Raw genomic sequence first — 25,644 nt, 5'->3', positions numbered from 1 at the left:
GCATGGCGAACCGTCGCAAGGCAGCCCGGGCTCTTGCCCGAGGCTGCCTTGTGGCACGTGGAACTACCCGATGAACTAACTGGAACAGGACGGTGAGACTGATGGTCGACGCGCCAACACCCAGCCCCGACGTGAGTGCGGCTGACGCATTCCTGCAAGGCGGCCCTTCACTGCGCAACGCAAGCGGCCCGTATTTCGGAAGCTACGGCGGACGCTGGATGCCCGAGTCTCTCATTGCCGCCCTCGACGAAGTCCAGGACACTTTCGAGAAAGCCAAAGCCGATCCCGATTTCATCGCGGAGCTGAAGGATCTCAACAAGAACTACTCCGGCCGGCCGTCGTTGCTGACCGAGGCCAAGCGCTTCTCGGAGCACGCGGGCGGAGCCAGGATCTTCCTGAAGCGCGAGGACCTCAACCACACGGGTTCCCACAAAATCAACAACGTCCTGGGGCAGGCCTTGCTTGCCAAGCGCATGGGCAAGACCCGCGTCATCGCTGAGACAGGTGCCGGGCAGCACGGCGTTGCGAGTGCTACGGCAGCAGCTTTGCTGGGCCTGGAATGCGTGGTCTACATGGGTGCCGAGGACTGCCGCCGCCAGGCGCTCAACGTGGCCCGCATGCAACTGCTGGGTGCCACGGTGGTTCCGGTGACCAACGGATCCCAGACCCTGAAGGACGCCATCAACGACGCCCTCCGCGATTGGGTCGCCAATGTGGAGAACACGCACTACCTGCTGGGCACCGCGGCTGGAGCCCACCCGTTCCCTGCCATGGTCCGCTACTTCCACGAAGTCATTGGCGACGAAGCCCGGGGCCAGATCCTGGACCAGACCGGCAAGCTTCCGGACGCCATCTGTGCCTGTATCGGCGGCGGCTCGAACGCGATCGGCTTGTTCCATGCCTTCCTGGATGACGCATCCGTGAAGATCTACGGCTTCGAGGCCGGCGGAGATGGTGTGGAGACAGGCCGCCACGCCGCAGCCATCTCCCTGGGCCGTCCCGGCGTGCTTCACGGCGCCCGTTCGTACCTGATGCAGGACGAAGACGGCCAGACCATCGAATCCCACTCCATCTCGGCAGGACTGGATTACCCCAGCGTCGGACCGGAGCATTCCTACTTGGCCGACATCGGGCGAGTCAGCTACGAAGCCATTACCGATACCGAAGCCATGGACGCGTTCAGCCTCCTGTGCCGGACCGAAGGCATCATCCCCGCCATCGAGTCCTCGCACGCACTGGCAGGTGCCATCAAGATCGGCCAGCGCCTCACCGAGGGCAAGGAAAACCCCGCCGATATCTCGGTGATCGTCAACCTGTCCGGGCGCGGCGACAAGGATGTTGAAACCGCCGCGGCGTGGTTCAACATGCTCGATGATGAGGGACACGTGAAGGGCACTACGCTGTCCACCCGTAAGCCCAAGGGACCCGCAGAGCGCACGTCCGAAGCCGCCGGTGACGTCAACGAGGACCAGAACTGATGACTGAACAATTCGCTAGCAAGTCCGCTGCCGCCATCGACCGTGCAAAAGCTGAAGGCCGGTCCGCCCTGGTGGGCTACCTGCCTGCCGGCTATCCGACCGTCCAGGAGAGCATCGACGCCGGTATCGCGTTGGCGCGCAATGGTGCCGACCTCATCGAAATCGGTATCCCGTACTCCGACCCCGTGATGGACGGCCCGGTCATTCAGGCCGCCACCACCGAGGCGATTGCCAAAGGCTTCCGCGTCGCCAACGTGTTCGACGTCGTTGCAGGCATCACCGCTGCGACCGATGCCGCCGTCCTGGTCATGACGTACTGGAACCCGGTCATGCGCATGGGCGTGGACGAGTTCTCCCGCCGCCTCGCCGAAGCCGGGGGAGCCGGACTCATCACCCCGGACCTCATCCCCGATGAAGCTTCCGAATGGTTCGAAGCTTCGGACAAGTACGGATTGGATCGAGTGTTCCTCGTGGCGCCCTCATCCACGCCGGAACGGCTGCAGATGACGGTCAAGGCCAGCCGTGGATTCGTCTATGCGGTCTCCATCATGGGTGTTACCGGCACGCGCCAATCCGTGAGCAGCAGCGCGGAAGACGTCGTTGCCCACGCCCGAGCTGCCGGTGCCGAGCGGGTTTGCGTTGGCTTGGGTGTTTCGAACCCGGACCACGTCCGTGAAATTGCCGCCTACGCGGACGGCGTGATCGTCGGGACCGCGCTGGTGGCGGCACTCCGCGATGGTGGCGTGGACGCCGTCGGACAACTTACCAAGAACCTCAGCGCCGGCCTTGGCCGCGCCGCTGCAGAAGCCTAGGAAAAAGGAACAGCGTAACCTTATGCAGACCGTCCTCCACGCAGCGGCAATGGTCCCTCTGAGTATCCCGAGCCCGTCGTGGTCCGGTTTCGACATTCCGCTGCCGTGGGGGACGTTGCGTATCCACGCGTACGCCTTGTGCATCCTGGCGGGCATCATTGTTGGCCTGTGGCTGACGTCTGCCCGCTGGAAGCGCCGTGGGACTCCGGAAGGCAGCCTGTGGGACATCGCGATTTGGGCGATCCCGTTCGGCATCATCGGCGGCCGGCTCTACCACGTGTTCTCTTCTCCGGATGCGTACTTTGGTCCGGGTTTCGACGGCACCGGTGACCTCTCGCTCATCCCGCAGATCCAGCGCGGCGGTCTGGGCATCTGGGGCGCAGTGGTCTTGGGTGCTGTCGGTGCCTGGATCGGCTGCCGTCGCGCCGGACTCAAGCTGACAGCGTTCCTGGACGCTGCTGCTCCGGGGCTGCTGCTGGCGCAGGCCATTGGCCGCTTGGGCAACTGGTTCAACCAGGAGCTGTTCGGCGCCCCCACCACGCTGCCGTGGGGCCTCGAAATCGATCCCGCCAACGCCAACTTCCCCCCGGGAATGGCCGCCGACACGCTTTTCCACCCGACGTTCCTCTACGAAATGTTGTGGAACCTCGTGGGCGTTGCGATCCTGCTGCTGGTGGACCGCAAGTTCAACTTCCGTCGTGGCCGCCTCTTCTGGCTCTACGCGATGTACTACACCGTTGGCCGCGTCTGGATTGAGGCGCTCCGCATTGACGACGCCGAGCAGATCACACTGTTCGGTATCACGACACGGCTCAATGTCTGGACAAGTATTTTTGTGTTCGTTGCGGCCTTGGTGATCTTTATTGTCCTCGGGAGGGGCGGCCGGCCAGTGCCCGATTCGCCTTATTTGCCGGGCCGAGAGCCTGCGGCGGAGGACGACAAAGGTGCCGCAGCGGTGACGAGCGTCACCAGTCATGATGTGGACGCATCTGTCTCAGATACTGGTTCGCGTGGTAATCTCCCTGATAACCAAAGCGATCCGGGCCACGTTGACGAGCCGCAGGATGCAGCAGGGGATACCGGTCAGGACACCACGTCCACCAAGGGTTCCGAATCTGCTGCGACTGCCGCAAGGAAGGCCCCCGGATCCTCGCCGGAAGCTGACGACACCAAGTAGTCGCCTCCGGTAAAGGGGCAACAGAGTCACCGCTCGTAGGGCCCAGTCCACAGCGTCGTGGCACCCCGGAAACCGGATCGCAGCATACCGATGTTCACTGGTCAAGCCGGGGCCAGAGGTCTGCGTAACTGTTCGTTGCGCGTGACCGGCTGGCCTACAATTCCAATAACTAGCGCTTTGTTGTGCCCGTCACAGGGCAGGCAAGGTGGGGCCAACGTTGTCCCTTCCATACGCACGATCTCGAGGAAGGACGTCTCCCATGACCCATCTTCATAACCCCGGTTGGTCCGAAAATATCGAACCTCAGGGTGCCATGTCTCCGTTCAAGCGCTTTGCTGCGCTCCCGGAGGCCCAGGGTCTTTACAACCCTGATGAGGAGAAGGACGCCTGCGGCCTGGCAATTATTGCCACGCTCCGCGGGGAACCGGGATACGACATCGTGGAAGCGGCACTGACCGCCCTCCGCAATCTCGAACACCGCGGCGCCGTGGGCGCCGATGAAGGTACTGGCGACGGTGCGGGCCTGCTCATGCAGGTACCGGACGAGTTCTTCAGGGCCGTCACCGAATTCGAACTGCCGGCTCCTGGCCAGTACGTCGTAGGTACCGCATTCCTGCCTGCCGAATCCCGGGAATCGGACAACGCGAAGGCCGGCATCGAGGCACTCGCAGCAGATGAGGGCCTGACAGTCCTTGGCTGGCGTGAAGTTCCTGTGGTTGCCGACCTGGTTGGTGCCATGGCGCGGGCATGTATGCCGTACTTCTCGCAGCCCTTCTTTGCCTCCGCCACGGGCGAGCAGCTGGAACGCAATGAGCTCGACTCCCGGGCCTGGCGAATCCGCAAGCGTGCCCAGAACAAGTTCGGCGTGTACTTCCCGTCGCTGTCTTCGCGCACCATTGTGTACAAGGGCATGTTGACCACGGCCCAGCTGGAGCCGTTCTACCCAGACCTTTCGGACAAGCGTTTCAAGACGAAGCTCGCCATTGTCCACTCACGCTTCTCCACGAACACCTTCCCGTCGTGGCCCTTGGCGCAGCCCTTCCGCACCATCGCCCACAACGGTGAAATCAACACGGTCAAGGGCAACCGCAACTGGATGCGTGCACGCCAGTCGCAACTGGCCAGTCCGCTGCTGGGCGACACCCCGGAAGAGCTGTACCCGATCTGCACCCCGGGTGCCTCGGACTCGGCCTCGTTCGACGAGGTCGCTGAGCTTCTGTGGCTCTCCGGCCGTCCCATCACGCACTCGATCATGATGATGATCCCGGAGGCGTGGGAGAACCACGCCACCATGGATCCCGCCCGCCGTGCGTTCTACGAGTACCACTCCCTGCTCATGGAGCCGTGGGATGGTCCGGCAGCCGTCTCCTTCACCGACGGCAACCTCGTGGGCGCCACGTTGGACCGCAATGGCTTGCGACCTGGGCGTTACTGGATCACTGAAGACGGCTTGATCATCTTTGCCTCGGAAGTGGGCGTGATCGAAGTTGAGCCTTCCAAGGTGGTCAAGAAGGGCCGTGTTGCACCGGGCAAGATGTTCCTGGTGGACACCGAGTCCGGCCGCATCATCGATGACGCCGAGGTCAAGGCCGAGGTCGCTGCAGCCAATCCCTGGGCCGAGTGGCTCAAGGACAACCTGATCGACATCAACCAGCTCCCTGAGCGTGAGCACGTGATGCACACTGCTGCGTCGGTGAATATCCGCCAGCGCACGTTCGGCTACACCACCGAGGAACTGAAGATTCTGCTCGGCCCGATGTCCCGCACCGGCGCCGAGCCACTGGGTGCGATGGGTTCTGACACCCCCGTAGCTGTCCTCTCCAAGCGGCCGCGCTTGCTGTTCGACTACTTCGTGCAGTCGTTTGCCCAGGTCACCAACCCGCCGCTGGACGCTATCCGCGAAGAGCTGGTCACCTCGCTTAAATGCGCCATCGGCCCCAACGGCAACCTCCTGGATGGCAAGCAGGTCCGCCAGCCCCAGATTTCCCTGCCCTTCCCGGTGATCAACAACGACCAACTCGCCAAAATCGCCAACATTGAAAGCGCCGACGGCGACCGGATCGCCATGAAGGTCCGTGGCCTCTACCGCCCCGAGGGCGGAGAAGCTGCCCTGCGGGCACGGCTCACAGAGATCTGCGAGCAGGTTTCCGGTGCGATCAACCGCGGCGTGCAGTACGTAGTGCTGTCAGACCGTGACTCCAACGCACAGTGGGCGCCCATCCCGTCGCTCCTGCTGGTCAGTGCCGTTCACCACCACCTGCTTCGCAGTGCCAACCGCACCAAGACCGCGTTGGTGGTCGAAGCCGGCGACGTCCGCGAAACGCACCACGTGGCAGTACTCATCGGCTACGGCGCTTCCGCCGTCAACCCGTACCTCGCCATGGAATCAGTGGAACAGCTGATCGCCAACGGTGACGTCCTGGGTGTAACTCCGGAAGATGGCGTCTACAACCTCATCAAGGGCCTCGGCAAGGGTGTCCTGAAGATCATGTCCAAGATGGGCATCTCCACTGTGGCTTCCTACACGGGCGCCCAGACGTTCGAGGCCTTGGGCTTGTCCCAGGAACTCGTGGACGAATTCTTCTCCGGTACGCACTCCCAGTTGGGCGGCGTCGGACTCGAAGTCATCGCAGCCGAAGTTTCGGCACGCCACCAGATGGCGTACCCCGAAGGTGGCATCGAGCACCCGCACCAGCCGCTGCTTGGCGGCGGCGAGTACCAGTGGCGCCGCGACGGCGAACCGCACCTCTTCAACCCGGAGACAGTGTTCCGCCTGCAGCACGCCACCCGCGAACGCCGTTACGACATATTCAAGTCCTACACCAAGGGCATTGACGACCAGTCCGAGAACCTGATGACCCTCCGCGGTCTCCTCAAGTTCAAGGACGGTGTCCGTCCGGCCGTTCCGCTCGAAGAAGTGGAACCCGTTTCCAGCATCGTCAAGCGTTTCTCCACAGGCGCCATGAGCTACGGTTCCATTTCCAAGGAAGCGCACGAGACACTCGCGATCGCCATGAACCGCTTGGGCGCCAAGTCCAACACCGGTGAAGGTGGCGAGGACGTTGACCGCCTGCTGGATCCGGAGCGCCGCTCTGCCATCAAGCAGATCGCTTCCGGCCGCTTCGGTGTGACCAGCCTCTACCTGACCAACGCCGACGACATCCAGATCAAGATGGCCCAGGGCGCCAAGCCTGGCGAAGGTGGCCAGCTGATGGCCCAAAAGGTCTACCCCTGGGTAGCCCGGACGCGCCACTCAACCCCCGGCGTCGGACTCATCTCGCCGCCCCCGCACCACGACATCTACTCGATCGAAGACCTCGCACAGCTCATCTACGATGCGAAGCGAGCCAACCCTTCAGCCCGCGTCCACGTGAAGCTGGTTTCGGAAGTCGGGATCGGCACGGTGGCGTCCGGCGTCACCAAGGCCAAGGCCGACGTCGTACTTGTTTCAGGTCACGACGGCGGTACCGGTGCCTCGCCGCTGAACTCGTTGAAGCACGCGGGCGTTCCGTGGGAGCTCGGCCTCGCCGAGACCCAGCAGACGCTCATGCTCAACGGTCTGCGCGACCGTGTGGTGGTTCAGGTGGACGGCCAGCTTAAGACCGGCCGTGACGTAGTCATTGCTGCCCTGCTGGGCGGCGAAGAGTACGGTTTCGCGACCGCTCCGCTGGTGGTTTCCGGCTGCATCATGATGCGCGTCTGCCACCTGGACACCTGCCCGGTTGGCGTCGCCACGCAGAACCCTGAGCTCCGCGCCCGGTTCAACGGCAAGCCCGAGTTCGTGGTCAACTTCTTCGAGTTCCTCGCTGAAGAAGTCCGCGAAATCCTCGCCGAGCTCGGTTTCCGGAGCCTCGAAGAAGCGATCGGCCACGCCGAAGTCCTGGACACCCGTGAAGCGATCGACCACTGGAAGGCCGAAGGCCTGGACCTGGACCCGATCCTGCACGGCCTGGAGTTCGACGACGATGTGCCGCTGCGCAACATGACCGGCCAGAACCACGAGCTGGACAAGCACTTCGACCAGCGGCTGATCACCATGGCGCAGGAAGCGCTCAGCGACCGCATGCCCGTCAAAATCACCTTGGACGTCATCAACACGGACCGTTCCGTGGGCACGATGCTCGGCCACGTTGTGACCAAGACCTTCGGCATCGACGTGCTGGCCACCGACACGATCGATGTCACGCTCAACGGCACAGCCGGCCAGTCCCTGGGTGCCTTCCTGCCAGCAGGCATCACCCTGCGCATGTTCGGCGACTCCAACGACTACGTCGGCAAGGGCCTCTCCGGCGGGCGCATCATCGTCCGTCCGGACCGCACCAACGTGTTCCAGGCCGAGCGCAACGTCATTGCCGGAAATGTCATCGGTTACGGTGCGACCAGCGGTGAAATGTTCCTGCGCGGCCAAGTGGGCGAACGCTTCCTGGTCCGCAACTCGGGTGCGACAGCCGTCGTCGAAGGCATTGGCGACCACGGTTGTGAGTACATGACCGGTGGCCAGACCCTGATCATCGGACGCACGGGCCGCAACTTCGGTGCCGGCATGTCCGGCGGAACGGCCTTTGTGCTGGACCTGCTGCCCGAGCGTGTCAACAAGGACGCCCTGGATTCCGGTGAACTGAAGCTCGTCGAGCTCGACGCCGAGGACCGCGACATCGTCCACGGCCTCCTCACCAAGCACCTTGAGGAAACCGAATCCGTCCTGGCCGGCCGTCTGCTCGAGAACTTCGACGACACCGCCGCCCGCATCACCAAAGTGCTGCCGCGCGATTACGCCGCAGTCCTGCAAACCCGTCTCGACGCCATCGAAGAGGGCCTTGACCCCGATGGCGAAGAAGTATGGTCTCGAATCCTGGAGGTAACCGGTGGCTGACCCACGCGGATTTTTGAAAGTCCGGCAGCGCGAGACGCAGCCACGCCGCCCCGTTCCGGTCCGCATCATGGACTGGAAAGAGGTCTACGAAGCGCAGGAAAAGGGCGTCCTGAAGAGCCAGGCCGGACGCTGCATGGATTGTGGTGTTCCGTTCTGCCACCAGGGCTGTCCGCTGGGCAACCTGATTCCTGAGTGGAACGACCTCGTGTGGCGGGACAAGGGTGAAGAAGCGATTGAGCGCCTTCACGCCACCAACAACTTCCCGGAATTCACGGGTCGGCTGTGTCCTGCACCCTGCGAAGCGTCCTGCGTGCTGGGTATCAACCAGCCTGCCGTGACCATCAAGCAGGTTGAAGTTTCCATCATCGACCAGGCCTTCGACAACGACTGGGTCCAGCCCCTTCCGCCGACGCGCCTCACCGGCAAGACGGTCGCCGTCGTGGGTTCCGGCCCCGCAGGCCTGGCCGTTGCGCAGCAGCTGACCCGCGTCGGTCACACCGTCGCTGTCTACGAACGCGACGACAAGATCGGCGGCCTGCTCCGCTATGGCATCCCCGACTTCAAAATGGAGAAGGAACAGGTTGACCGCCGCCTGGAGCAGATGAAGGCTGAAGGTACGCGTTTCCGCACCGGCGTCGCCGTCGGTACGGACGTGACGTGGGAGCAGTTGCGGCGCCGTTACGACGCCGTCGTTGTCGCCACCGGAGCTACGGTTCCCCGCGACCTGCCCATCCCGGGCCGTGAGCTTGAGGGCGTCCACTTCGCCATGGACTACCTGGTTCCGTCCAACCGCGTAGTAGCGGGGGAGACTCCCGAGAATCACATTGACGCCCGGGGCAAGCACGTAGTCATCCTGGGTGGTGGCGACACCGGTGCCGACTGCATCGGCACCGCGCACCGTCACCAGGCCGCCTCCGTGACCACGCTCGCGATCGGCAAGCAGCCGCCGTCGGAGCGGGCCGCGCACCAGCCCTGGCCGACTTTCCCCACCCTGTTCGAGGTCGCCAGCGCCCACGAAGAAGGCGGAGACCGCACCTACTTGGCGTCCACCGTCTCCTTCGTTGGAGAGAACGGCAAGCTCACCGGCGTCAAAGTCGCTGAAACCGAGTTTGTGGACGGCAAGCGCCTGCCTAAGGCCGGCACAGAGCGGATCATCCCAGCTGACCTCGTGTTCCTGAGCCTTGGCTTTACCGGCGCGGAACCGGCCGGTATCACGGAGCAGGTCAACGCAGAGTTCGACGGTCGGGGCAACGTTGCCCGCGACGGCTACTACATGACGAACACCGACGGCGTGTTTGTCGCCGGCGATGCCGGTCGTGGCCAGTCCCTGATTGTGTGGGCCATTGCGGAAGGCCGTGCGTGCGCGGCCGCAGTGGACAAGTTCCTGATGGGAAGCACCATCCTCCCGGCACCGGTCGCCCCCACCGACCGGGCGATAGCCGTCTTATAGCGCCGGCAGGAACGATTTATTACTCAATCAGCTTGACACTACTTAGGGTAGGTATATGAGACGCGCGAAAATTGTGGCAACGTTCGGACCGGCAATCTCCAGCTTCGAGAACACCCTCGCGGTGCTGGAGGCCGGCGTTGACGTCGCCCGCATGAACATGAGCCACGGCGACTACTCCGTGCACGACACCACCTATGAGAACGTTCGCAAGGCTGCTGCACAGCTGCGCAAGCCTGTGGCCATCATGGCTGACCTTCAAGGCCCCAAGATCCGTCTGGGCCGCTTTGTCGATGGCCCGCACGAGCTGGCTGTCGGCGACACGTTCACCATCACCACCGAAGACGTCCCCGGCACCAAGGACATCTGCTCCACCACGCTCAAGAGCCTCACCGAAGACGTCAACGTGGGCGATGCCCTGTTGATCGACGACGGCAAGGTGGCCCTGCGTGCCATCGAGGTTGACGACGTCAAGGTCGTTGCAGTCGTGACCGTTGGCGGCAAGGTCTCGAACAACAAGGGCATCAACCTGCCCGGCGTTGCAGTCAACGTCCCCGCATTGAGCGAAAAGGACGAGGACGACCTCCGTTGGGCCCTCAAGCGTGGAGCCGACCTCATCGCCCTCTCGTTCGTGCGTGATGCCTCCGACATCAAGCGCGTCCACGAGATCATGGACGAAGAAGGCCGCCGCGTGCCGGTGATCGCCAAGATCGAAAAGCCGCAGGCCGTGGAGCAGCTCCACGAAATCATCGACGCGTTCGACGCCATCATGGTTGCCCGTGGCGACCTCGGTGTTGAGCTCCCGCTCGAAGAGGTGCCGATCGTCCAGAAGCGCGCAATCGAACTGGCACGCCGCTGGGCAAAGCCGGTCATCGTGGCCACCCAGGTCCTCGAATCCATGATCGACAACCCGCGTCCGACGCGCGCCGAGGCTTCCGACTGCGCCAACGCAGTTCTCGACGGCGCCGACGCAGTCATGCTCTCCGGCGAAACTTCCGTTGGTCAGTACCCGATCGAAACCGTCAAGGTCATGGCACGGATCATCGAATCCACCGAAGTGCACGGCCTTGAGCGCGTCCCCCCGCTGGGTACCAAGCCCAAGACCCGCGGTGGCGCCATCACCCGTGCCGCCGTCGAAATCGCCGACCAGCTGGACGCCAAGTACATCTGTGCGTTCACGCAGTCCGGTGACTCGGCACGACGTCTCTCGCGGCTGCGCCCGGTCAAGCCGGTCTTTGCATTCACGCCTGTTGAGCACGTCTGGAACCAGCTCGCCCTCACCTGGGGCATCCAGCCGGTGCTGGTTCCCATGGTTGGCCACACGGATGAAATGACCGCCCAGGTTGACCGCAGCCTCCTGGATATGGATCTCGTGGAGGAAGGCGACCTGGTTGTCATCGCGGCCGGTTCCCCTCCCGGACAGGCCGGCTCCACGAACTCGCTGAAGGTCCACAAGGTGGGCGACCTCGCCGACACGTCCTCGGTGGACGCATCGCGCAAGGAGCCCGTTGGTCCGTGGCCCGAAAAGAAGTCCAAGACCAAGGCCTAAGCCTCAGTCTGAGCAATGCGGGTCCCGCCTTTGGCGGGGCCCGCATTGTTTTGTCTCTAGCGGGGACGACGGCGGCCGCGCCCCATGCGAGGTGCGCGGCCGCCGTCGTGCGTTGCTATTGCTTAATTGACCTGGTTGATGATGGTTTCGGCAACCTCACGCATGCTCAGGCGACGGTCCATGGACGTCTTCTGAATCCAGCGGAAAGCCTCCGGCTCGGTCAGGCCCATCTTGGTGGTCAGGAGGCTCTTGGCGCGCTCCACGAGCTTGCGGGTGGCGAACTGCTCCTGAAGGTCGGAAACCTCGTTTTCGAGTGCCTTGATCTCCTCATGCCGGGACAGGGCGATCTCGATGGCCGGGATCAGGTCCGCGGGGGAGAACGGCTTGACAACGTACGCCATGGCACCGGCGTCGCGTGCCCGCTCCACCAGCTCTTTCTGGCTGAACGCGGTCAACAAGACAACCGGTGCAATCCGGGCCTTGACGATCTTCTCTGCTGCCGAGATGCCGTCCATGACAGGCATTTTGACGTCCATAAGGACGAGATCAGGCTTCAGCTCTTCAGCCAGCTGTACGGCTTTCTCGCCATTGTCGGCCTCGCCGACGACGTCGTACCCTTCGCCCTTCAGGATCTCGATGATATCCAAGCGGATGAGAGTCTCATCCTCGGCTACGACAACGCGTCGGGCCGGCTGGGCTGTGGACGTTGACTCCGTCTGTTCGGTCACGGGATCTCCTTGAAAAGGTTCGGCGGGTTCAGTTCCATCTTAGTGTGGACCGCTGCGGAGCTTGATTTTGTTGCACTCGCGCGCCCGGTTCTTTGAATTAGCCTATCTGCATGTAGAGTAGTTTCGCGTGCTGGGAAAGGATCGCGTTGCTCACAGAAATGTGGGCCGCTGACTTCCCGGTAATCCGCGCCCGAGTGGCGGAATTGGCAGACGCGCCGCACTCAAAATGCGGTATCGAAAGGTGTGTGGGTTCGAGTCCCACCTCGGGCACTGTGTTGTCACAGTCAGGGGCCTATATGGCCCCTGACTGTTGACAAAACCCCCAAATCTGTTGACACGGAACTAGCATTTTTATGTGGCCAGTATCCGGAAACGCGTCAAAAAGGACGGTTCTTCGTCCTTCATGGTGGTCTGGCGTGACCCCAAGATCCGGAAGCAGCAGGGCATCACTGTCGACTCCGCGCATGAGGCTGAAACGCTCAAGCGGCTGCTCGATGCGAACGGTCAGTCCTTCGAAATCGCACAGCAGGCACTGCTGGACAACAGGGCGAAGATACCCACGGTTGGTGAAGTCATTCAGGAGCACATCGACCTGCTAATCCGGCCGTCGAGTGGCACGGTGAAGACGTATCAGACGATGCTTGATCTTCATGTGCAGAAGGTCATCGGGCACGTCCCTGTCGACAAGCTCGACTACCGGATGATCGCGTACTGGGTGAAGTCGATGATGGCCAAGGGCCGGTCACCGAAGACGGTCAAGAACGTGCACGGCCTGATTTCCGCGTCGATGAACACCGCTGAGATGCTCGGCTACATCACTCGCAATCCATGCCGCGGTGTGCAGCTGCCGAGCGTTGAAAAGGCCGAGGACGAAATGATGTTCCTCACCCATGCGGAGTTCGGACTGATTATGGACGGGATGGGGGAGCGGTACCGCGACTTCACCAACTTCCTGGTCATGACCGGGACACGCTTTGGGGAAGCCACGGCTCTGACCGTCGCGGACATTGATCTGCTGGGCAAACCGGCGACCGCTCGGATTAACAAGGCATGGAAGCGGGACGGGCAGAACCAGTTCTACATCGGCCCGACGAAGACCGGCGCGGGCAAGAGGACTATCGGGTTGAATCCGGCGCTGGTAGATCTACTGATTCCGTTGGTGGCTGGGCGCCTTGGTGGTGACCTGCTTTTCACAACACCCAAAGGTGAACGGATTGTGCACAAGCTGTACTGGCACCACTACTGGATGCCGGCGGTTAAGGCAGCCCAGGATCGCGGCCTGCGGAAGAATCCACGAATTCACGATCTACGGCATACGCATGCGTCGTGGTTGATTCAGGACGGTGTCCCGATCTTCACGATTTCGCGACGGCTGGGGCACGCGTCGACGAGAACAACAGAGGGCGTGTATGGGCACCTCATGCCGGAAGCCTTGCAGGCCGGGGCGGATGCCACGGAGCGGTCGGTGTCGGCGTTTATGCGGTGAAGCGGTTGAGGCTACGGGCTAGTCAGGAAACGAGGCGATTGCGGGTTCTTGTGCCAATGAGTCGAGTGCTCGTTGTGCCGCCGTGTGGCGCCGTCGCTGGGTGCGGGGCGGGCAAGATTTCACTTAGCCTGGCTATCTCTGCAATGTGTTCAGACGTAAAGACGATCTTTCCCTTGCCCCAGCACGCATGCGGGAAGCGCCCCGCAGCAGCGCCGTCCCGCAGCCATCCCTCAGTGCAGCGCATTAGCGCAGCGGCCTCGGCGGGTTCGAAGAATTCTATGTTCATGTCTGTTCCTCTCATTCGTCTCGGCAATTCATGTGGATTCCGAGGCAAAAGGACATGATGGCGCCCTAGGGGCTGACCCGCTCCCCGCCCCTGCCGCTCACCCGAAGAGGCATGGCTTCTCCTCTGGGCGTGAGTCCGGGGGTTGTGAAAAATCCTGTTCAATGGCCGAATGCGCTTGATTCAGGGCGGGTAGGGAACCATTCAAAAGTGTGGAATCATGCGGGCATGCCTATTAAGCGCCTCGAAGTCCAGAAGGATCATCTAGAGCGACTCGTCAAGACGCCGGCAGCGGGCGTTGAGGAGTTAGTCTGGAACGCTATCGACGCGGATGCGGACACGGTCGAGTGCCGCCTTGTTCTCTTGCCTTCGGGTGGGCTGGATTCCCTTACCATTTCCGACAATGGAGAGGGCATCACCGAGGAGCGAGCCAACATATCGTTTGAGCGCCTCGGCGGCTCATGGAAGAAACAAACGGAGAAAACTGAAGGCGGCCGTGGCCTTCACGGACAGGCGGGCCAGGGGCGACTCGCAGCGTTCGGCATCGGCGACTGGGTCCGGTGGACTTCGACAAGTGAGGCGGTTGAAGGCGGCGGACTGCGGACAATTGAAATAACGGGGCGCCGGGGAAACCTGCAGGAAATCCAGATCGAAGTGGTTGAGCCGCCCCGCGCAACCAAGGGAACCACGGTTGAAATTAGCCAACTCTCCAATGGCGCCTTGAAGTGGTTAGAATCGCCGAAGGCCCCCGACCGACTGACCTCTACGTTTGCCCTCTCTCTAGAGAAGTATGGTGTCGACCTCCGGTGGGACGGGCGAAAAATCGACCCGCGAGACATCCAGAGTGCTCGATGGTCGGACTTCCTCACCGTGGAGGCTCTCGGCGCTGATCACGAACAAGTGGAACTTGTAATAATCGAGTGGAAGATACCAGAAGGTAGAAAACTACTTCTTTGCGACTCCAGCGGCGCGCCGCTCCACGAAACCAATGTGGGCATTCAAGCCCCCGGCTTCAACTTCACGGCCTACATAAAGTGGGAAGGATTCAAGGAACACGCCGCCAATCTCGCTTTGGCCGATTTTGCTCCCGATTCAGTCCAGGCAGTATTGGCTGCAGGCAGGGTCGCTATGAAGTCCTACTTCTCTGACCGGGTCAGGTCGCGCGGATCTGAGCTGGTGAAGGCTTGGAAAGACGACGATATCTATCCATTCAAGGAGCAGCCTTCGAGCGAGGTTGAACGAGCTGAACGAGAGCTGTTTGAGATAGTCGCCGTGACAGCGGCAGATGCTTTCAAGGACACCGACAAGAAGTCCAAGAGGCTGTCGCTCCACCTTATTAAAGAGGCCCTAGAAAATAACCCCGGAGGACTCCAAGACGTACTCGGGGAAGTAATTGGCCTTCCGGAGAGCGATCTCGCCGACCTCGGCGCTCTACTCAAGGAAACGACTCTGAGCAATATCATCCGCTCCACGCGGGAAATTACCGACAGGCTCAAGTTTGTATCGGGCCTCGAAGAGATAATTTACGGTGACGACTTCCGGAAGACCATCCTGGAGCGCAAACAGTTGCATCGAATCTTGGCGGCCGAAACATGGGTCTTCCGCGAGGAGTATCAATTAACAGCTGACGACACTACGCTGAAGACTGCTCTGGACAGGTACGGTCACCTTTTAAAGACAGATGATCCGAGTTCCGACGAAGACAGGGAACGCGAAGTTCTCGATCATACAGGGGGTATTCCCGTCGTCGACCTGATACTGAGTCGCGTAGTCGAACAGCAGGAGAACAAACGCCACCACATTGTTATCGAGATCAAGCGGCCCACCGTGCATATTGGCCACAACCAGATCAGTCAGATCGAACGATATGCCGCATCGGTCGTGGACGACGGCCGATTCGATCTTGCCTCCACTACTTGGGAGTTCTGGATTGTGGGCGACAAGATCGCCAACGCAGCCAGGATGAAGACGGCCCGTGGCGGCGTCATTCAAGAGCCGTCGGCTGAATACCCCGTGACAATTAGGGCGGTCTCGTGGTCGCAAATCATCAGGGACGCGCGTCACCGCCTCAAGTTTGTACAAGACGGGCTCAGCTTCGGCCCGACCAACGTGGAAGTGATGAAGCATCTACGGCAGAAGCATGGGAGCTTCTTGCCGGGAGTGGAGGTGGATGTGACTATTACAGATGGTGATGACGATGAATTACTTAAGGAGCTAGATGCTCTAGCAGCTACCACAGAGAATAGTTCAAAGCCGTCATGAATTATCGGCTCCGACGCCACAGCATCTGAAGTATCCTCACCCCGTCAGCACCGAAGTGCTCTGCGAGAGGTGAAAATGGCCCCGCTCGGTGTCTAAGAACTGTCGAGATATCGAGAGGGACTTTTTCGTCGGCTTACGCCCACCCTCCGTTAGGAGGGTGTCACGGAACCGCAACAGGGATCGCGCCATTTGCACGTGGATCACCTTTGGCGATCTCGTCTAGAGTTCCGAATTGATTTCGCCGCCAACGCTGTCCCGCGCTGTCGGTAAACCAAACCTCGCGGAAGGGTAAGAAATCAGAGGAGTCTCGGTAGAACGCCTGCGTGTGGTTCACGGTTTGCCCGGGCTTAATTGCTGGCCAGACATGGTCGATCTGATACGGGGCCTCGGCAGCTCCCGGCGCTTTAGGAGTCAGGGTTTGGACAACACAAACCATGGAGATTGGTTCGTCCCCACCATTGTGCACTTCCCACTTGATTGAGCGTCGGCGCCCATTCTCGGCTTCAAGGTCTCCAAGCCAGAATCCTTCGACGAGGACGGTCACTTTGGAGGCGATACGCCGCTTGTCTGCCTCAGCCTGTTCAGCTCGTTCCTGGCGGAAAATTCTACGGTCCTCGGCGGCCTCCTTACGCTCAATTTTGAGGCGTTGCCTATCGGCAAGACCGAAGTTGAGCGCTATAACAACCGCTGCGATCGTACCCGAGGCGGCAAACCAGTCAGCCAATGAACCCCAATCCGGGTTCGTAAACAATGCGTTGATATCCACCTCTAGAGCGTAGCCGCTCCTTTGCTAGTCAACAGGGGCCTGTTATAGGAGACAGCTTTCCCTCGGCGTGGCCTGGTGGCACCTCCGATTTCCTCAAGTCAATCAACGACCCCAAGCACAGCGAGGTCATTGGCAAAAGACCAGGACAGCCGTAAACGTAAATCTCACTGCGGGGATGACACCTTGGAGGTCGACTAAAGAGAACCATGCACTGGCGCGGTGATTGAGGTCCGTCCAAGATAATTTCCAAATCTTCGAGAGCCCCGCCAAGTCGCCCCTCTAGGTCGGTCATTGTCCATGTGTGGCGGAGGCTCTCGTTCAGTTTTTCGAGAATCGTATTTCCCCTGAGGAATAGGGCGGTCCAGCGCCGCCGCGTGGACCGCACCAGCGGACGGCCACCTCATGCTTACAATTTGGACAACGCCCGACGCGAAGCATCGCTCGTGGTGTAGTTTTCCTGCACACTGAGCCATCCAGCGGGCAGAGGCCGATGCCGGATCGGCCATCCTGTCAGGGTAGGCACACATCCTGAAGCCTGCTAGTCATTCCCGTACTCCCCCTCTGCTTCGGCAACAAACTCATCCCCCTGCACTTCAAAAGAGTCCGGCAGGCTAGATCGTTCGATCAGTTCAAACTGATCCAATACAAGTTGGCACGCTTGGCATGAGAAGTACTCTGATGCGGCGTCCGCAACCCCCCAAGAGTCTTCATCACCCGAAGAAGCATCGAAGTAACCATCCACACGCTGGTTGTAGGCATCGTGTGCCTCCAGAAGTCCCGGATTTCCGCAAGCTGGGCAGTCCTCATATGTGGAGTAAGGGAGTTGAGGCGATAACTGACCTTCGGACCGCCACTGGTTCTGCACCTTCTCGGGCAGATTTCCTTGTCCTTTTTGAAGATATCGCTGCTTCGCCCGACTAAGGAGTGATTGAAGCCTCTGATCCAAGTATTGGTTGTTTTGTTCCAAATAGGCGTTCACTACCGCTTCCCGCGAGGGCCCAACAAGGTCTTCGATGCTTCTGTCCTGGGCGTCAATCAGAGTGCTTGCAAGACTCCAAAAGGTGGGCCACAACTTGTCCGGCCGGACACTGCCAAATCCGATTCCGCCGCCGTGCACGTACTCGTTGCGAGATTTAGAAAGACTTAGGGCGTCATCGGCGTTAAACGGAGGAAAGACACGTTTACACCTAGCAAAAATGGTCGAGGCCCGCACTGATGTGAACTGGGTTCCAACCTCGCCGAGCCCCGCGGCAGCAAGTATGTTCCTACCGTCCTCAGTTGGATCAGCGATGAGGATTGGGGAAATTCTAGCAAGTGCGGACTTCGCTAGGAGTTCAAGAGCCAAGGATGCCCACAGCACACGCTCATCAAACGACCTTTCGTCGTCGTCTAGGGTACGGCTTATGAATAGCTTAGCTTTGAGCCAAATTGCTTCCGGATCATATGCGAGACTCAATTTTCCTCCCCTACTCGGAACGCGACGCGGAGGACTTCTCGATCCTCATCACCTGCCTCAACCTTGGCCCGACCGTGCAGAACGCTTCGGTTAGCGATCAACAGAAAAGTGTCCGGTTTCTCCCACTCAAAGGGTTCGGAACTCTCCTGCAGCGATGCCATGTAGGCCGCGGCCTCCCGCGCTCGTGCGTCAGCAGGTTCCATTACGTTTGGATCGTAACGAATCTTGTCGTCTTCCAAGACCGGCGCGAGAAACGCCCACGGACCGCTGCCGACCACAAACGTACCGTGCCGCAACACCTCCCATGGGGTTTTTCCGTCTGGGCTTTTGAGGCGGCGGAGATTAGTCGGAGTATCATTTTGTTTCTTACTGACGAGGAGCACGGCGTCCGGCGGCTCTGGCATGTGCGAGCCGTCCACATGGAGCGGTTGCTCGTCTAAGCCGTATGCGGCGCTTATTGAGCGCGGCCAAGCGGCAGCGCGGGTAGTTGGTCGCAGTACGGAGGTGACGCCTTCTCCCTTCCGTGTTTCCACTTCCACCCAGCCTGCCTGAGTCGCCTCCAAACGCAGAACGCCGATATGCCCTGTTCCCCACGCCCAGCCGTTTTTCTGGGCTATTGCCCAAGCTGCTATCAGGCTTGTTTCCATCAGACGGCCCCCTCTATTGCATTCGCACTGATCCGTGACTTTACAGCAAGCTGAGTCGACCAACTCACATCCATATAGTTGTGTTTTCCACTTACCTCGGCGGCTCGGGGATTGGGGAGGGAGGTGTCGCGCCCCGGAATAAATCCGGGAAACGCTAGCCAAATGGCCCAGCCCTGCCATTGCTTCGAAGGTTGAGGCCCCTTCCCGAAAGAAATCTATCAATCCGGATTTGCCAGGCATTGTCGACCTCTTCTTCACCATCACGGGTTTCAGGAGGAGATGACATCTGTGCGCCTCGCTCTAAACGTAGGAGTCGAAGGAATCCACGATTCGTGCGCCGTGGTGACTCCGTTCCCGTTCTGCGTTCTGAAGCACGGAGTCCGCTCCGGTCGAAGCAGTACTCAATAATCGAATCCCGATCACAGGGCTCTGGACATGTCCAGAGCCCTGGAGTTCAATGGAACTAAGGGTTCGCGGGCTTGTGCTGCTATTGGCACTCCGTCACCACGAGCCCAGGTTGAACGCATCACTGGGGATGCTCATGAACAACGTTCCACATACCTCAGGACAATCACCGGCAGAACGCGCTGCGAATGCCTTCGATGCGTTACAGCTTCCGACCCACTTGAATCTGGAACGCCTTGTTGCGATCGTCGAAGGCGTCCGGCATCGACCTATACAGATCGAAGCGGCCGGAGCACTAAATGGTGGATCGGTCTGCGGTTTGTGGCTGTCCACGGACGCCGTCGAGATAATATTGCACGCCATCAGCCCGTCTGGGCTGCACCGGCAACAGTTCGTCCTGCACGAACTCGGGCACATGGTCTTGAGGCATGATGAACTAGCCGTCCCAGCAGATTACATCGAAGTCCTCTTCCCGAACCTTCCGGCAGGACTTGTCTCTCGCGTACTCGCCCGGAGCAGCTTCAGTGATGACCTGGAAGCCGCCGCGGAATCGCTTGCTGATCTCTTCGCAGCAGCAATCAGGAACAGCGCGAAAGAGCCAAGATCGTTCGAGTGGGTTTTCGAATGATCCAGATTTTGGCGGCAGCTTTGATTTGGCTACTCGTTGTCTGTCTCCTCCCTGGAATCCGGGTACGGCGCGATCACAGCGTGCTGACAGCCGCCATCACGATATCAGTCGCTCTGACGCTGAACATCGACCAGGTCTATCTGAGCATCGATTCGGTACTGGGTGGTCGCAACTTCGTTGACCTGGCGGCCAATGTCTCTATGGTCGTTGGGATCTACTTTCTCTCGAGAGCTATCATCCGGGCGGCCACGCCGGACGAGACGCTCGAGAACCGAGACAGTGCTGGCATGATTCTGCTGGCCACGGTGATCTTAGGGCTCGCAGCCAGCTTCAGTGCCATCGCCACCCAAGGCAGTTCGACCCGTTTCATGGTCGATTACGGTGACCAGTTGCCTGCTGCCCTCTACTCGTCCATCCAGTTCGTCTATATCGGCTACGTGGTTAGCGTTACCGGTTTTACGTGTTTTCGATTTCGCGGCGACATGTCGAGGCCCTATTTCCGCACGGCATTAGCGTTCATCGGGGTTGGCTGTAGCTTCGCTGTTCTTCTCGTATTGCTTGTGCTGGTCATGGATGTTCTGCATCTGCAAGGGCGCCTGGATGCCATGCGTGCGGTCTCGCCTATTTATGATGCTGCGGTCGTTGCCGCCATGGCCTTCCTGTGCGTAGGTCTGGCCGTCCCGCCTGTGGCACGTCGAGTTATCGGCCAGAGGCAATCCGCGACAGAGGCGGAGCTGGTCGGCGGCCTCACGAAAATCTGGGAAAAGACAACAAACAAACGGCAAGACGTTCGGCTCGTGCGAGACACCGAAATGATCAGCCAACAGGACCAGGCCCAAAGGCTCCATAGAATGCTTGTTGAAGTACAGGACGCGCTATTGGTCGAGCCCAGTTTAGGCAGCTTCTTGGACATCCATGACCTCAATGTCTTGAATGCTGCTGAGAATTATCTGGCGGGACCTTTCGTGCGCCAAGTTCCAGTTCGCAGACGGAAGGGGGAGCGCGCGAAATGACGGATGATGCGAGTTCCTCCGAGACCCCTCAGACCAGATTGGCGCGGAAGCTCAATCTCCTTCTGGACCTCTATGAGGCCGAGGGATCGGAGGCACTGACCTACCCCGAGATCAATCGGCACATGAGTCAGCGTGGAACGCCACTTTCCCGTTCCCGCTGGGCCTACATGCGCGGCGGGGATAACTCGCTGGCGACCGATCCCGTGCTGCTTCGGAACCTTGCAGAGTTCTTTGGAGTGGACCGTGATTACCTCTTGGACGATGCCGGGGAAATACCAAAGCTTGTAGACGCTCAGCTGGAACTTCTTCGTACGCTGCGTGAGTCACGTGTGCGGAACTTCGCCGCTCGTCAGTTGCAGGGGATCTCTCCGGAAACCTTGGTGAGGCTTCGCCAAGTGATTGACGAACGCAAAAGGGCCCAGGGGGTCAACGATGCCGACAGCCACTAGTCGTAGGGCTACAGAGGTAGGAATTCTTGCTGCATCCGTGTGTTTGCTCGCAGGTGTCGCGGGTTCAATGTACTTTGCCCGTCAGGTTGTAGTCCCGAAATACAGCCGTCGTGAGGATTTGAAGGTTCGTGCCGTGCACACTCGGGGAGACGGATCTCTCGAGATCGAATTTCCCGCTACTGAACAAACGAGAGCGCCGGGACGATACAGCTTTTGGTTTGACCAAGGAACAGGTCATGCATGTCTAGGGTCGGTCGTTGAGTCGAACCACGACCGAAGCACAGTAACCCGGGCGGTTGAGCGAGTAGACGCTGGAGAACTCAAACTGGCCAGCGCTGGGATCTGGAGTGGGTACGTCTTTTCAAAACCTGAACAACTTGGTCTGCCGTACCAAGACGTTATGATTCCAGTCGACAACGGTGTCGCCCCAGCGTGGCGGTTTAACCCGCTCTCCGTTGCTGAGGCGCCAAGCATCTGGGCTATCCACGTCCACGGAATGGGCGGCAAGAGGGCCGGGACCCTTCGCGGAATACCCATCGCGAGGCGTCTGGGACTGACGTCGCTGGTAGTCTCGTTCCGCAACGACGGTGACGCCCCGCCGTCGTACGATCACCGCTACAGTCTCGGCCAGACCGAATGGCGCGACGTCGAGGCCGGCATCAACTACGCCATTTCTAATGGCGCGGAATGCATTGTCCTTTTTGGGTGGTCGCTGGGCGCTTCAATCGCCCTTCAAGCAGCATCCCTGTCGCCGAATTCCTCGCGAGTAGCTGGGATGGTTCTCGACGCTCCAGTCTTCGACTGGCGAACGACCTTGGCAGCGAACGCCAGGGCGGCCGGACTTCCTCGGCCATTTGTGCACCTGGGCTTCACCATTCTTCGATCCAAGGCCCTCCGGTGGGTGACTGGCCTTGCTGAACCGATACGTCTCGATTCCCTGGACTGGCTGGCGCGAGCAACTGAATTGAACAAACCGATCCTCGTACTCCATGGAGAGAAGGACGACACAACGCCCTTCGAAGCATCCAAGAAAGCTGCCAGCCTAAGGCCGGACCTAGTCAGATTGGTGGAGTTTGAATCTGAGGGCCACTCTCTGGAGTGGAATGTCGACCCAGAAAAGTGGGAGCGATCGGTCGAGGAGTGGTTCCATGGTCTCCAGTTGGCCGGCGCTAGTCCTGAGCAAGCGGCGGCACCGTCGTAGGAGGCATTTGCACTGAGTACTGGGCCGCTAGGTCAATGAGCTGACACTCGACGAGTGAGGCGTGAGCGGAGTAACGCTCGTCGGCCAAAGCCTGAATGTAACCAGCCGATTCAAGGATGAGGAGATGACGCCGAATCGTTGCTCGAGAAGCCTGAATCCCTGACGCCAAGACTCCGGTCGTCGATGGCCCACTCCTGATGAGGAAGCGAAGAATCTGGCTCCGTGTTCGGTTCATCAAGATGGATGTCGACATTCAAACCACGGCTCAGGTCTGGGGGGATGCTTGCTGTAGACGGGTCTACAGCAACAGGATACGCCTCATGTAGATCGCGGAAAAGATTCAATGTCCAGCTGATTGTCTAGCCTCGGCGCTCGCGGAATACTGAGGGCAACGCAGCAGTATTTCTCATCGAACGAGGCGGTCGAAAGGTGGAGCATGCCGGCAAAAGACGCTAGCCGGAACGGCGAGTTGTCACCTCAGGCGACCCTCGCCCGCCGACTAAACCTGCTGCTCGACGTCGTTGTAGCCGAGAGAGGTTCGCCCGTCACTTTCAGGGAGATTGAGGTCGGACTCCGAAGTCGAGGCGTCAAGATTTCCAGGGCCAGGTGGTTCTACATGAAGGATGGAACAGGGCGACTGGTCAGTGATCCGCAGCTGCTCGCCGCTATCTGCGAGATGTTCGACGTCGATCCGTCCTATTTGCTGAACGGCGTCGAAGGCGACCTTCCTGAACGGATCGACTCGCAGTTGGAGTTTGTGAAGTCTCTGAGGGCAGCCCGGGTGAAGTCATTCGCTGCTAGGACCCTCGGGGACGTCTCGCCGGAAACGCTTCGCGCAATCTCCGAGTATCTGAACAAAGACATCGACCTACACCCGAACGGGGAGCGTGCCGCGGCTACTCCTCCAATACATACCGGAGATGGGCGTCCAGCAACTCCTTGATGCGGGCAGGATTCGCTGAGTAGCGAGGAGACCGGCCGTGACGCCGCCCAGCCTCCACATCGACCTCAATGGCGCCGACCTGTTCAAGGGCTATGAGGTGTTTGGCTACGCTGGGCTCGCCGGCGCTGACCGCTGCGACGATGTCCCCCCTGGACGCAGGACCACTTGCCGTCAGGAACCTCAGAATCTCATTCCGTGAGCGATTCCCGAACGTCGCCACGGCGTCTTCAACGTCAGGCGACCAGGCGTCGTCGTGAGGCTGCGTGATCCGCGGCATGGCTCCATTCTTGCTGAACAACATGCAAAAAGTAAGAACTGGGACCTTGACGATACTTTAATTATCGTCGACAATAGTTTTTAGAAGCTTGTGTTGTGGTCAGGATCGTTTCTGCCACGTTGTGTCGCCACAACTGGTGACGCTGGAGATATTCGAATCCGTTAGTCAAAGCGGTGAGAGCCATGAGCCTAGAACACCTGGCGGGCAACGCTGAAATAGAGAACTCAAACGCATCCCCGGTGGACATTACGCTGCTGGGTCCGGTTGCACCGACCCTGCGAGTTTCCGTCGACCAAATGATGGGAGCGGTCGAAGGCGTGCGCCGCTACGTCATCTCGCACTTGGCCAGGATCGGCCGCTCGTGCGATGTGGACGATGTCATGCAAGACATCAGGATGGCTGTCTGGGACGGGGTAGTACGCGGAAACACCGACAGATCCCTGGAGTTCCATTTGGGGCGTGGGTGCAAGGCGTCACCGGGAATGTCTGCGCAGCGCACGTCCGCAGGGAACTCGGGCGCAAGACGCTGCCGCTGCTTTTGGATTCGGGAAACGGTGAGAATCCGGAGCTTGTTCGGCACCTAACGGCTCTGGTCGTGTCACGTGATTACCGCGATGCCGATGAGATCATCGATCAAGAATGGGCCCATATAGTTCTTGGGCTGACTCGGGCCGCCGTGTCAGCTCCGGTATGGCGCCTCGCGGTGAGCAGCCTTAGCGAGCCGCGACGACACGCCCCTCCGTCGCCGCAAGACCGTCGCCGCTGGAATGCAGTCACTGCGGTTCGGCAGACTGCAAAGACAGTCAGCCAAGCGTTGGATGTAGATCCTGAAACTGTGCATGGCATGCCCGGACTATGCCGGCAGGCTGTTGGTTGTCTGCCGAGTCTGCTCCTGCAGGGAGTGGCCGAAGCAATCGTTGTGCCCGAACACCACGGCGTCGAACGGCAGGTTGCCATCGCCGCGGTTGCCGAGGAGTTCAAAGTCACTGAGCGATATGTGGCAGTCCAAATTGGCACGGCCCGTCGCCTGTATCAAACGGCATGGAGAGTCATTCGCAGTTCCATGACTTCGGCTGTTTGAGTCATGTTGCTCATTGGCGAGCTGAGCCATGGACCGGCTTAGGAGGCAAACATGGTGAAATCCCTTTGGCGCGGGCGAACAACTCGGCGGTGGGTGTTTGTCCTGGCATTGGCGGCCATCTTAGGTGCCATCAATCTCGTCGCGGTCGCGCCGCGGGAGTCCCCGTCTACGAAAGGGACGGCTGTCGCATCGGCAGAGTCTTCGACGCCGCGGGATCTGCCGAGCATTTCCCCGACTACTCCAGCGAAACCAACGAAGTCAGCTCCACTCTCGAAGGTCCCTACGTCGGTTCCGCCTGTCACTGCCGATTATCGGGCGCTTGCTTCCGCGGCTGCCGTGGCTATGTATAGCTGGGACACCCGAAGTTCGTCCTATTCGGATGTGTATGCGCGAATTCGGGGTTGGTGGTTCGTCCTCCCTGACGGATCAAATCCGTTGGCCGTCCTGGTCCAGGAGTTTGAGGCAACGGGCATTAACGCGGGGTCCTTCGCTTCGCTTGCGGGCCAACGTGCCTACAGGGCAGCGACGTTCGAATCCATGGCATGTGACGACGAGCTCGTAAAAGTTCGCGAACGGCCGGCTCCGTGGGTGGGGCTTCATGTCTGCACGGTTCGACTCAGGGTCGTTGACCAGACAATTAGTAGCAGAAATTCATACACGGCGCCGGTCAGTGTCATGGCTAA

General features: G+C 60.2%; 20 protein-coding genes and 1 tRNA gene. 14 read left to right on the top strand and 7 right to left on the bottom strand.

Annotation, left to right across the window (positions count from 1 at the left end):
• The first annotated feature begins 101 nt into the window (after positions 1-101).
• From trpB to pyk, 6 genes are all read left to right on the top strand, one after another.
• Positions 102-1,478 (top strand): tryptophan synthase subunit beta, encoded by a 1,377-nt coding sequence (trpB, locus tag ACFRJ9_RS19845; RefSeq protein WP_377671513.1) that lies wholly within the window; start codon positions 102-104, stop codon positions 1,476-1,478.
• A complete protein-coding gene (trpA, locus tag ACFRJ9_RS19840; protein ID WP_377671510.1) occupies positions 1,478-2,290 on the top strand; it encodes a tryptophan synthase subunit alpha in 813 nt (270 codons plus the stop codon). The genes trpB and trpA overlap by 1 nt, the downstream gene beginning before the upstream one ends.
• 22 nt (positions 2,291-2,312) lie before the next feature.
• Entirely contained in the window at positions 2,313-3,467 is a 1,155-nt protein-coding gene (lgt, locus tag ACFRJ9_RS19835) for a prolipoprotein diacylglyceryl transferase (protein ID WP_377671508.1), read from the top strand.
• A 259-nt stretch (positions 3,468-3,726) separates the two neighbouring features.
• A complete protein-coding gene (gltB, locus tag ACFRJ9_RS19830) occupies positions 3,727-8,340 on the top strand; it encodes a glutamate synthase large subunit (RefSeq protein ID WP_377671505.1) in 4,614 nt (1,537 codons plus the stop codon).
• On the top strand, positions 8,333-9,790 hold the full coding sequence (locus tag ACFRJ9_RS19825) for a glutamate synthase subunit beta (protein ID WP_377671502.1): 1,458 nt from the start codon (positions 8,333-8,335) through the stop codon (positions 9,788-9,790). Before gltB ends, ACFRJ9_RS19825 begins: the two co-directional genes overlap by 8 nt.
• A gap of 55 nt (positions 9,791-9,845) precedes the next feature.
• The gene (gene pyk / locus ACFRJ9_RS19820; RefSeq protein WP_377671499.1) at positions 9,846-11,336 is read left to right on the top strand and encodes a pyruvate kinase; all 1,491 of its coding nucleotides are present in this window, start codon (positions 9,846-9,848) and stop codon (positions 11,334-11,336) included.
• A 122-nt stretch (positions 11,337-11,458) separates the two neighbouring features.
• Here the strand turns inward: pyk and ACFRJ9_RS19815 are convergent, their stop codons facing one another.
• Positions 11,459-12,064 (bottom strand): ANTAR domain-containing response regulator, encoded by a 606-nt coding sequence (locus tag ACFRJ9_RS19815; RefSeq protein ID WP_011774540.1) that lies wholly within the window; start codon positions 12,062-12,064, stop codon positions 11,459-11,461.
• A gap of 188 nt (positions 12,065-12,252) precedes the next feature.
• Here ACFRJ9_RS19815 and ACFRJ9_RS19810 point away from each other — a divergent pair.
• The 3 genes from ACFRJ9_RS19810 to ACFRJ9_RS19800 all read left to right on the top strand — a co-directional run bounded on the left by ACFRJ9_RS19810 (position 12,253) and on the right by ACFRJ9_RS19800 (position 16,095).
• Positions 12,253-12,334: transfer RNA gene (locus ACFRJ9_RS19810), tRNA-Leu, on the top strand.
• A gap of 133 nt (positions 12,335-12,467) precedes the next feature.
• On the top strand, positions 12,468-13,550 hold the full coding sequence (locus tag ACFRJ9_RS19805) for a tyrosine-type recombinase/integrase (protein ID WP_377671497.1): 1,083 nt from the start codon (positions 12,468-12,470) through the stop codon (positions 13,548-13,550).
• A 511-nt stretch (positions 13,551-14,061) separates the two neighbouring features.
• Positions 14,062-16,095, top strand: a complete 2,034-nt coding sequence (locus ACFRJ9_RS19800; RefSeq protein ID WP_377671495.1) for an ATP-binding protein — start codon at positions 14,062-14,064, stop codon at positions 16,093-16,095.
• A gap of 160 nt (positions 16,096-16,255) precedes the next feature.
• On the opposite strand, the gene ACFRJ9_RS19795 is transcribed toward ACFRJ9_RS19800, so the two are convergent.
• The 3 genes from ACFRJ9_RS19795 to ACFRJ9_RS19785 form a co-directional block, all read right to left on the bottom strand.
• Entirely contained in the window at positions 16,256-16,861 is a 606-nt protein-coding gene (locus ACFRJ9_RS19795) for a hypothetical protein (protein WP_377671493.1), read from the bottom strand.
• Between the two features lie 538 nt (positions 16,862-17,399).
• On the bottom strand, positions 17,400-18,317 hold the full coding sequence (locus tag ACFRJ9_RS19790) for a hypothetical protein (protein ID WP_377671490.1): 918 nt from the start codon (positions 18,315-18,317) through the stop codon (positions 17,400-17,402).
• Positions 18,314-18,964 (bottom strand): hypothetical protein, encoded by a 651-nt coding sequence (locus ACFRJ9_RS19785; protein WP_377671487.1) that lies wholly within the window; start codon positions 18,962-18,964, stop codon positions 18,314-18,316. Before ACFRJ9_RS19785 ends, ACFRJ9_RS19790 begins: the two co-directional genes overlap by 4 nt.
• A 541-nt stretch (positions 18,965-19,505) precedes the next feature.
• Between ACFRJ9_RS19785 and ACFRJ9_RS19780 the strand changes: the two genes are divergently transcribed.
• From ACFRJ9_RS19780 to ACFRJ9_RS19765, 4 genes are all read left to right on the top strand, one after another.
• The gene (locus tag ACFRJ9_RS19780; RefSeq protein WP_377671484.1) at positions 19,506-19,997 is read left to right on the top strand and encodes a hypothetical protein; all 492 of its coding nucleotides are present in this window, start codon (positions 19,506-19,508) and stop codon (positions 19,995-19,997) included.
• Complete coding sequence (locus ACFRJ9_RS19775) at positions 19,994-21,010, top strand: hypothetical protein (RefSeq protein ID WP_377671482.1); 1,017 nt, start codon at positions 19,994-19,996, stop codon at positions 21,008-21,010. The genes ACFRJ9_RS19780 and ACFRJ9_RS19775 overlap by 4 nt, the downstream gene beginning before the upstream one ends.
• The gene (locus ACFRJ9_RS19770) at positions 21,007-21,459 is read left to right on the top strand and encodes a hypothetical protein (protein WP_377671479.1); all 453 of its coding nucleotides are present in this window, start codon (positions 21,007-21,009) and stop codon (positions 21,457-21,459) included. The genes ACFRJ9_RS19775 and ACFRJ9_RS19770 overlap by 4 nt, the downstream gene beginning before the upstream one ends.
• Positions 21,460-21,859: 400 nt before the next feature.
• A complete protein-coding gene (locus tag ACFRJ9_RS19765; RefSeq protein ID WP_377671476.1) occupies positions 21,860-22,660 on the top strand; it encodes an alpha/beta hydrolase family protein in 801 nt (266 codons plus the stop codon).
• Here the strand turns inward: ACFRJ9_RS19765 and ACFRJ9_RS19760 are convergent.
• Positions 22,629-22,895 (bottom strand): ArsR family transcriptional regulator, encoded by a 267-nt coding sequence (locus ACFRJ9_RS19760; RefSeq protein WP_377671579.1) that lies wholly within the window; start codon positions 22,893-22,895, stop codon positions 22,629-22,631. The genes ACFRJ9_RS19765 and ACFRJ9_RS19760 overlap by 32 nt on opposite strands.
• 201 nt (positions 22,896-23,096) lie before the next feature.
• Here ACFRJ9_RS19760 and ACFRJ9_RS19755 point away from each other — a divergent pair, with 201 nt between their 5' ends.
• Positions 23,097-23,603, top strand: coding sequence for a hypothetical protein (locus ACFRJ9_RS19755; RefSeq protein WP_377671473.1), 507 nt, complete (start codon positions 23,097-23,099; stop codon positions 23,601-23,603).
• Here the strand turns inward: ACFRJ9_RS19755 and ACFRJ9_RS19750 are convergent.
• Both ACFRJ9_RS19750 and ACFRJ9_RS19745 read right to left on the bottom strand, forming a co-directional pair.
• Positions 23,557-23,880, bottom strand: a complete 324-nt coding sequence (locus ACFRJ9_RS19750; protein WP_377671470.1) for an ArsR/SmtB family transcription factor — start codon at positions 23,878-23,880, stop codon at positions 23,557-23,559. The genes ACFRJ9_RS19755 and ACFRJ9_RS19750 overlap by 47 nt on opposite strands.
• A gap of 853 nt (positions 23,881-24,733) precedes the next feature.
• On the bottom strand, positions 24,734-24,916 hold the full coding sequence (locus ACFRJ9_RS19745; protein WP_377671468.1) for a hypothetical protein: 183 nt from the start codon (positions 24,914-24,916) through the stop codon (positions 24,734-24,736).
• Positions 24,917-25,644: the final 728 nt, after the last annotated feature.

Source organism: Paenarthrobacter sp. NPDC056912, from assembly GCF_042786555.1.
In the GTDB taxonomy this organism is placed as follows: Bacteria; Actinomycetota; Actinomycetes; order Actinomycetales; family Micrococcaceae; genus Arthrobacter.
The sequence above is the reverse complement of the archived record's forward strand: the minus strand, read 5'-3'. Positions and strand labels throughout refer to the sequence as shown.

What these genes read in the sequence shown, in the direction of transcription:
- ACFRJ9_RS19770 (WP_377671479.1), top strand. Translation starts at nt 21,007, where the DNA reads ATGACGGATGATGCGAGTTCCTCCGAGACCCCTCAGACCAGATTGGCG.
- lgt (WP_377671508.1), top strand. Translation starts at nt 2,313, where the DNA reads ATGCAGACCGTCCTCCACGCAGCGGCAATGGTCCCTCTGAGTATCCCG.
- ACFRJ9_RS19800 (WP_377671495.1), top strand. Translation starts at nt 14,062, where the DNA reads ATGCCTATTAAGCGCCTCGAAGTCCAGAAGGATCATCTAGAGCGACTC.
- ACFRJ9_RS19765 (WP_377671476.1), top strand. Translation starts at nt 21,860, where the DNA reads ATGATTCCAGTCGACAACGGTGTCGCCCCAGCGTGGCGGTTTAACCCG.
- trpB (WP_377671513.1), top strand. Translation starts at nt 102, where the DNA reads ATGGTCGACGCGCCAACACCCAGCCCCGACGTGAGTGCGGCTGACGCA.
- ACFRJ9_RS19775 (WP_377671482.1), top strand. Translation starts at nt 19,994, where the DNA reads ATGATCCAGATTTTGGCGGCAGCTTTGATTTGGCTACTCGTTGTCTGT.
- gltB (WP_377671505.1), top strand. Translation starts at nt 3,727, where the DNA reads ATGACCCATCTTCATAACCCCGGTTGGTCCGAAAATATCGAACCTCAG.
- trpA (WP_377671510.1), top strand. Translation starts at nt 1,478, where the DNA reads ATGACTGAACAATTCGCTAGCAAGTCCGCTGCCGCCATCGACCGTGCA.
- ACFRJ9_RS19750 (WP_377671470.1), bottom strand. Translation starts at nt 23,880, where the DNA reads ATGCCGCGGATCACGCAGCCTCACGACGACGCCTGGTCGCCTGACGTT.
- ACFRJ9_RS19805 (WP_377671497.1), top strand. Translation starts at nt 12,468, where the DNA reads ATGGTGGTCTGGCGTGACCCCAAGATCCGGAAGCAGCAGGGCATCACT.
- ACFRJ9_RS19755 (WP_377671473.1), top strand. Translation starts at nt 23,097, where the DNA reads ATGCCGGCAAAAGACGCTAGCCGGAACGGCGAGTTGTCACCTCAGGCG.
- ACFRJ9_RS19785 (WP_377671487.1), bottom strand. Translation starts at nt 18,964, where the DNA reads ATGGAAACAAGCCTGATAGCAGCTTGGGCAATAGCCCAGAAAAACGGC.
- pyk (WP_377671499.1), top strand. Translation starts at nt 9,846, where the DNA reads ATGAGACGCGCGAAAATTGTGGCAACGTTCGGACCGGCAATCTCCAGC.
- ACFRJ9_RS19780 (WP_377671484.1), top strand. Translation starts at nt 19,506, where the DNA reads ATGAACAACGTTCCACATACCTCAGGACAATCACCGGCAGAACGCGCT.
- ACFRJ9_RS19760 (WP_377671579.1), bottom strand. Translation starts at nt 22,895, where the DNA reads ATGAACCGAACACGGAGCCAGATTCTTCGCTTCCTCATCAGGAGTGGG.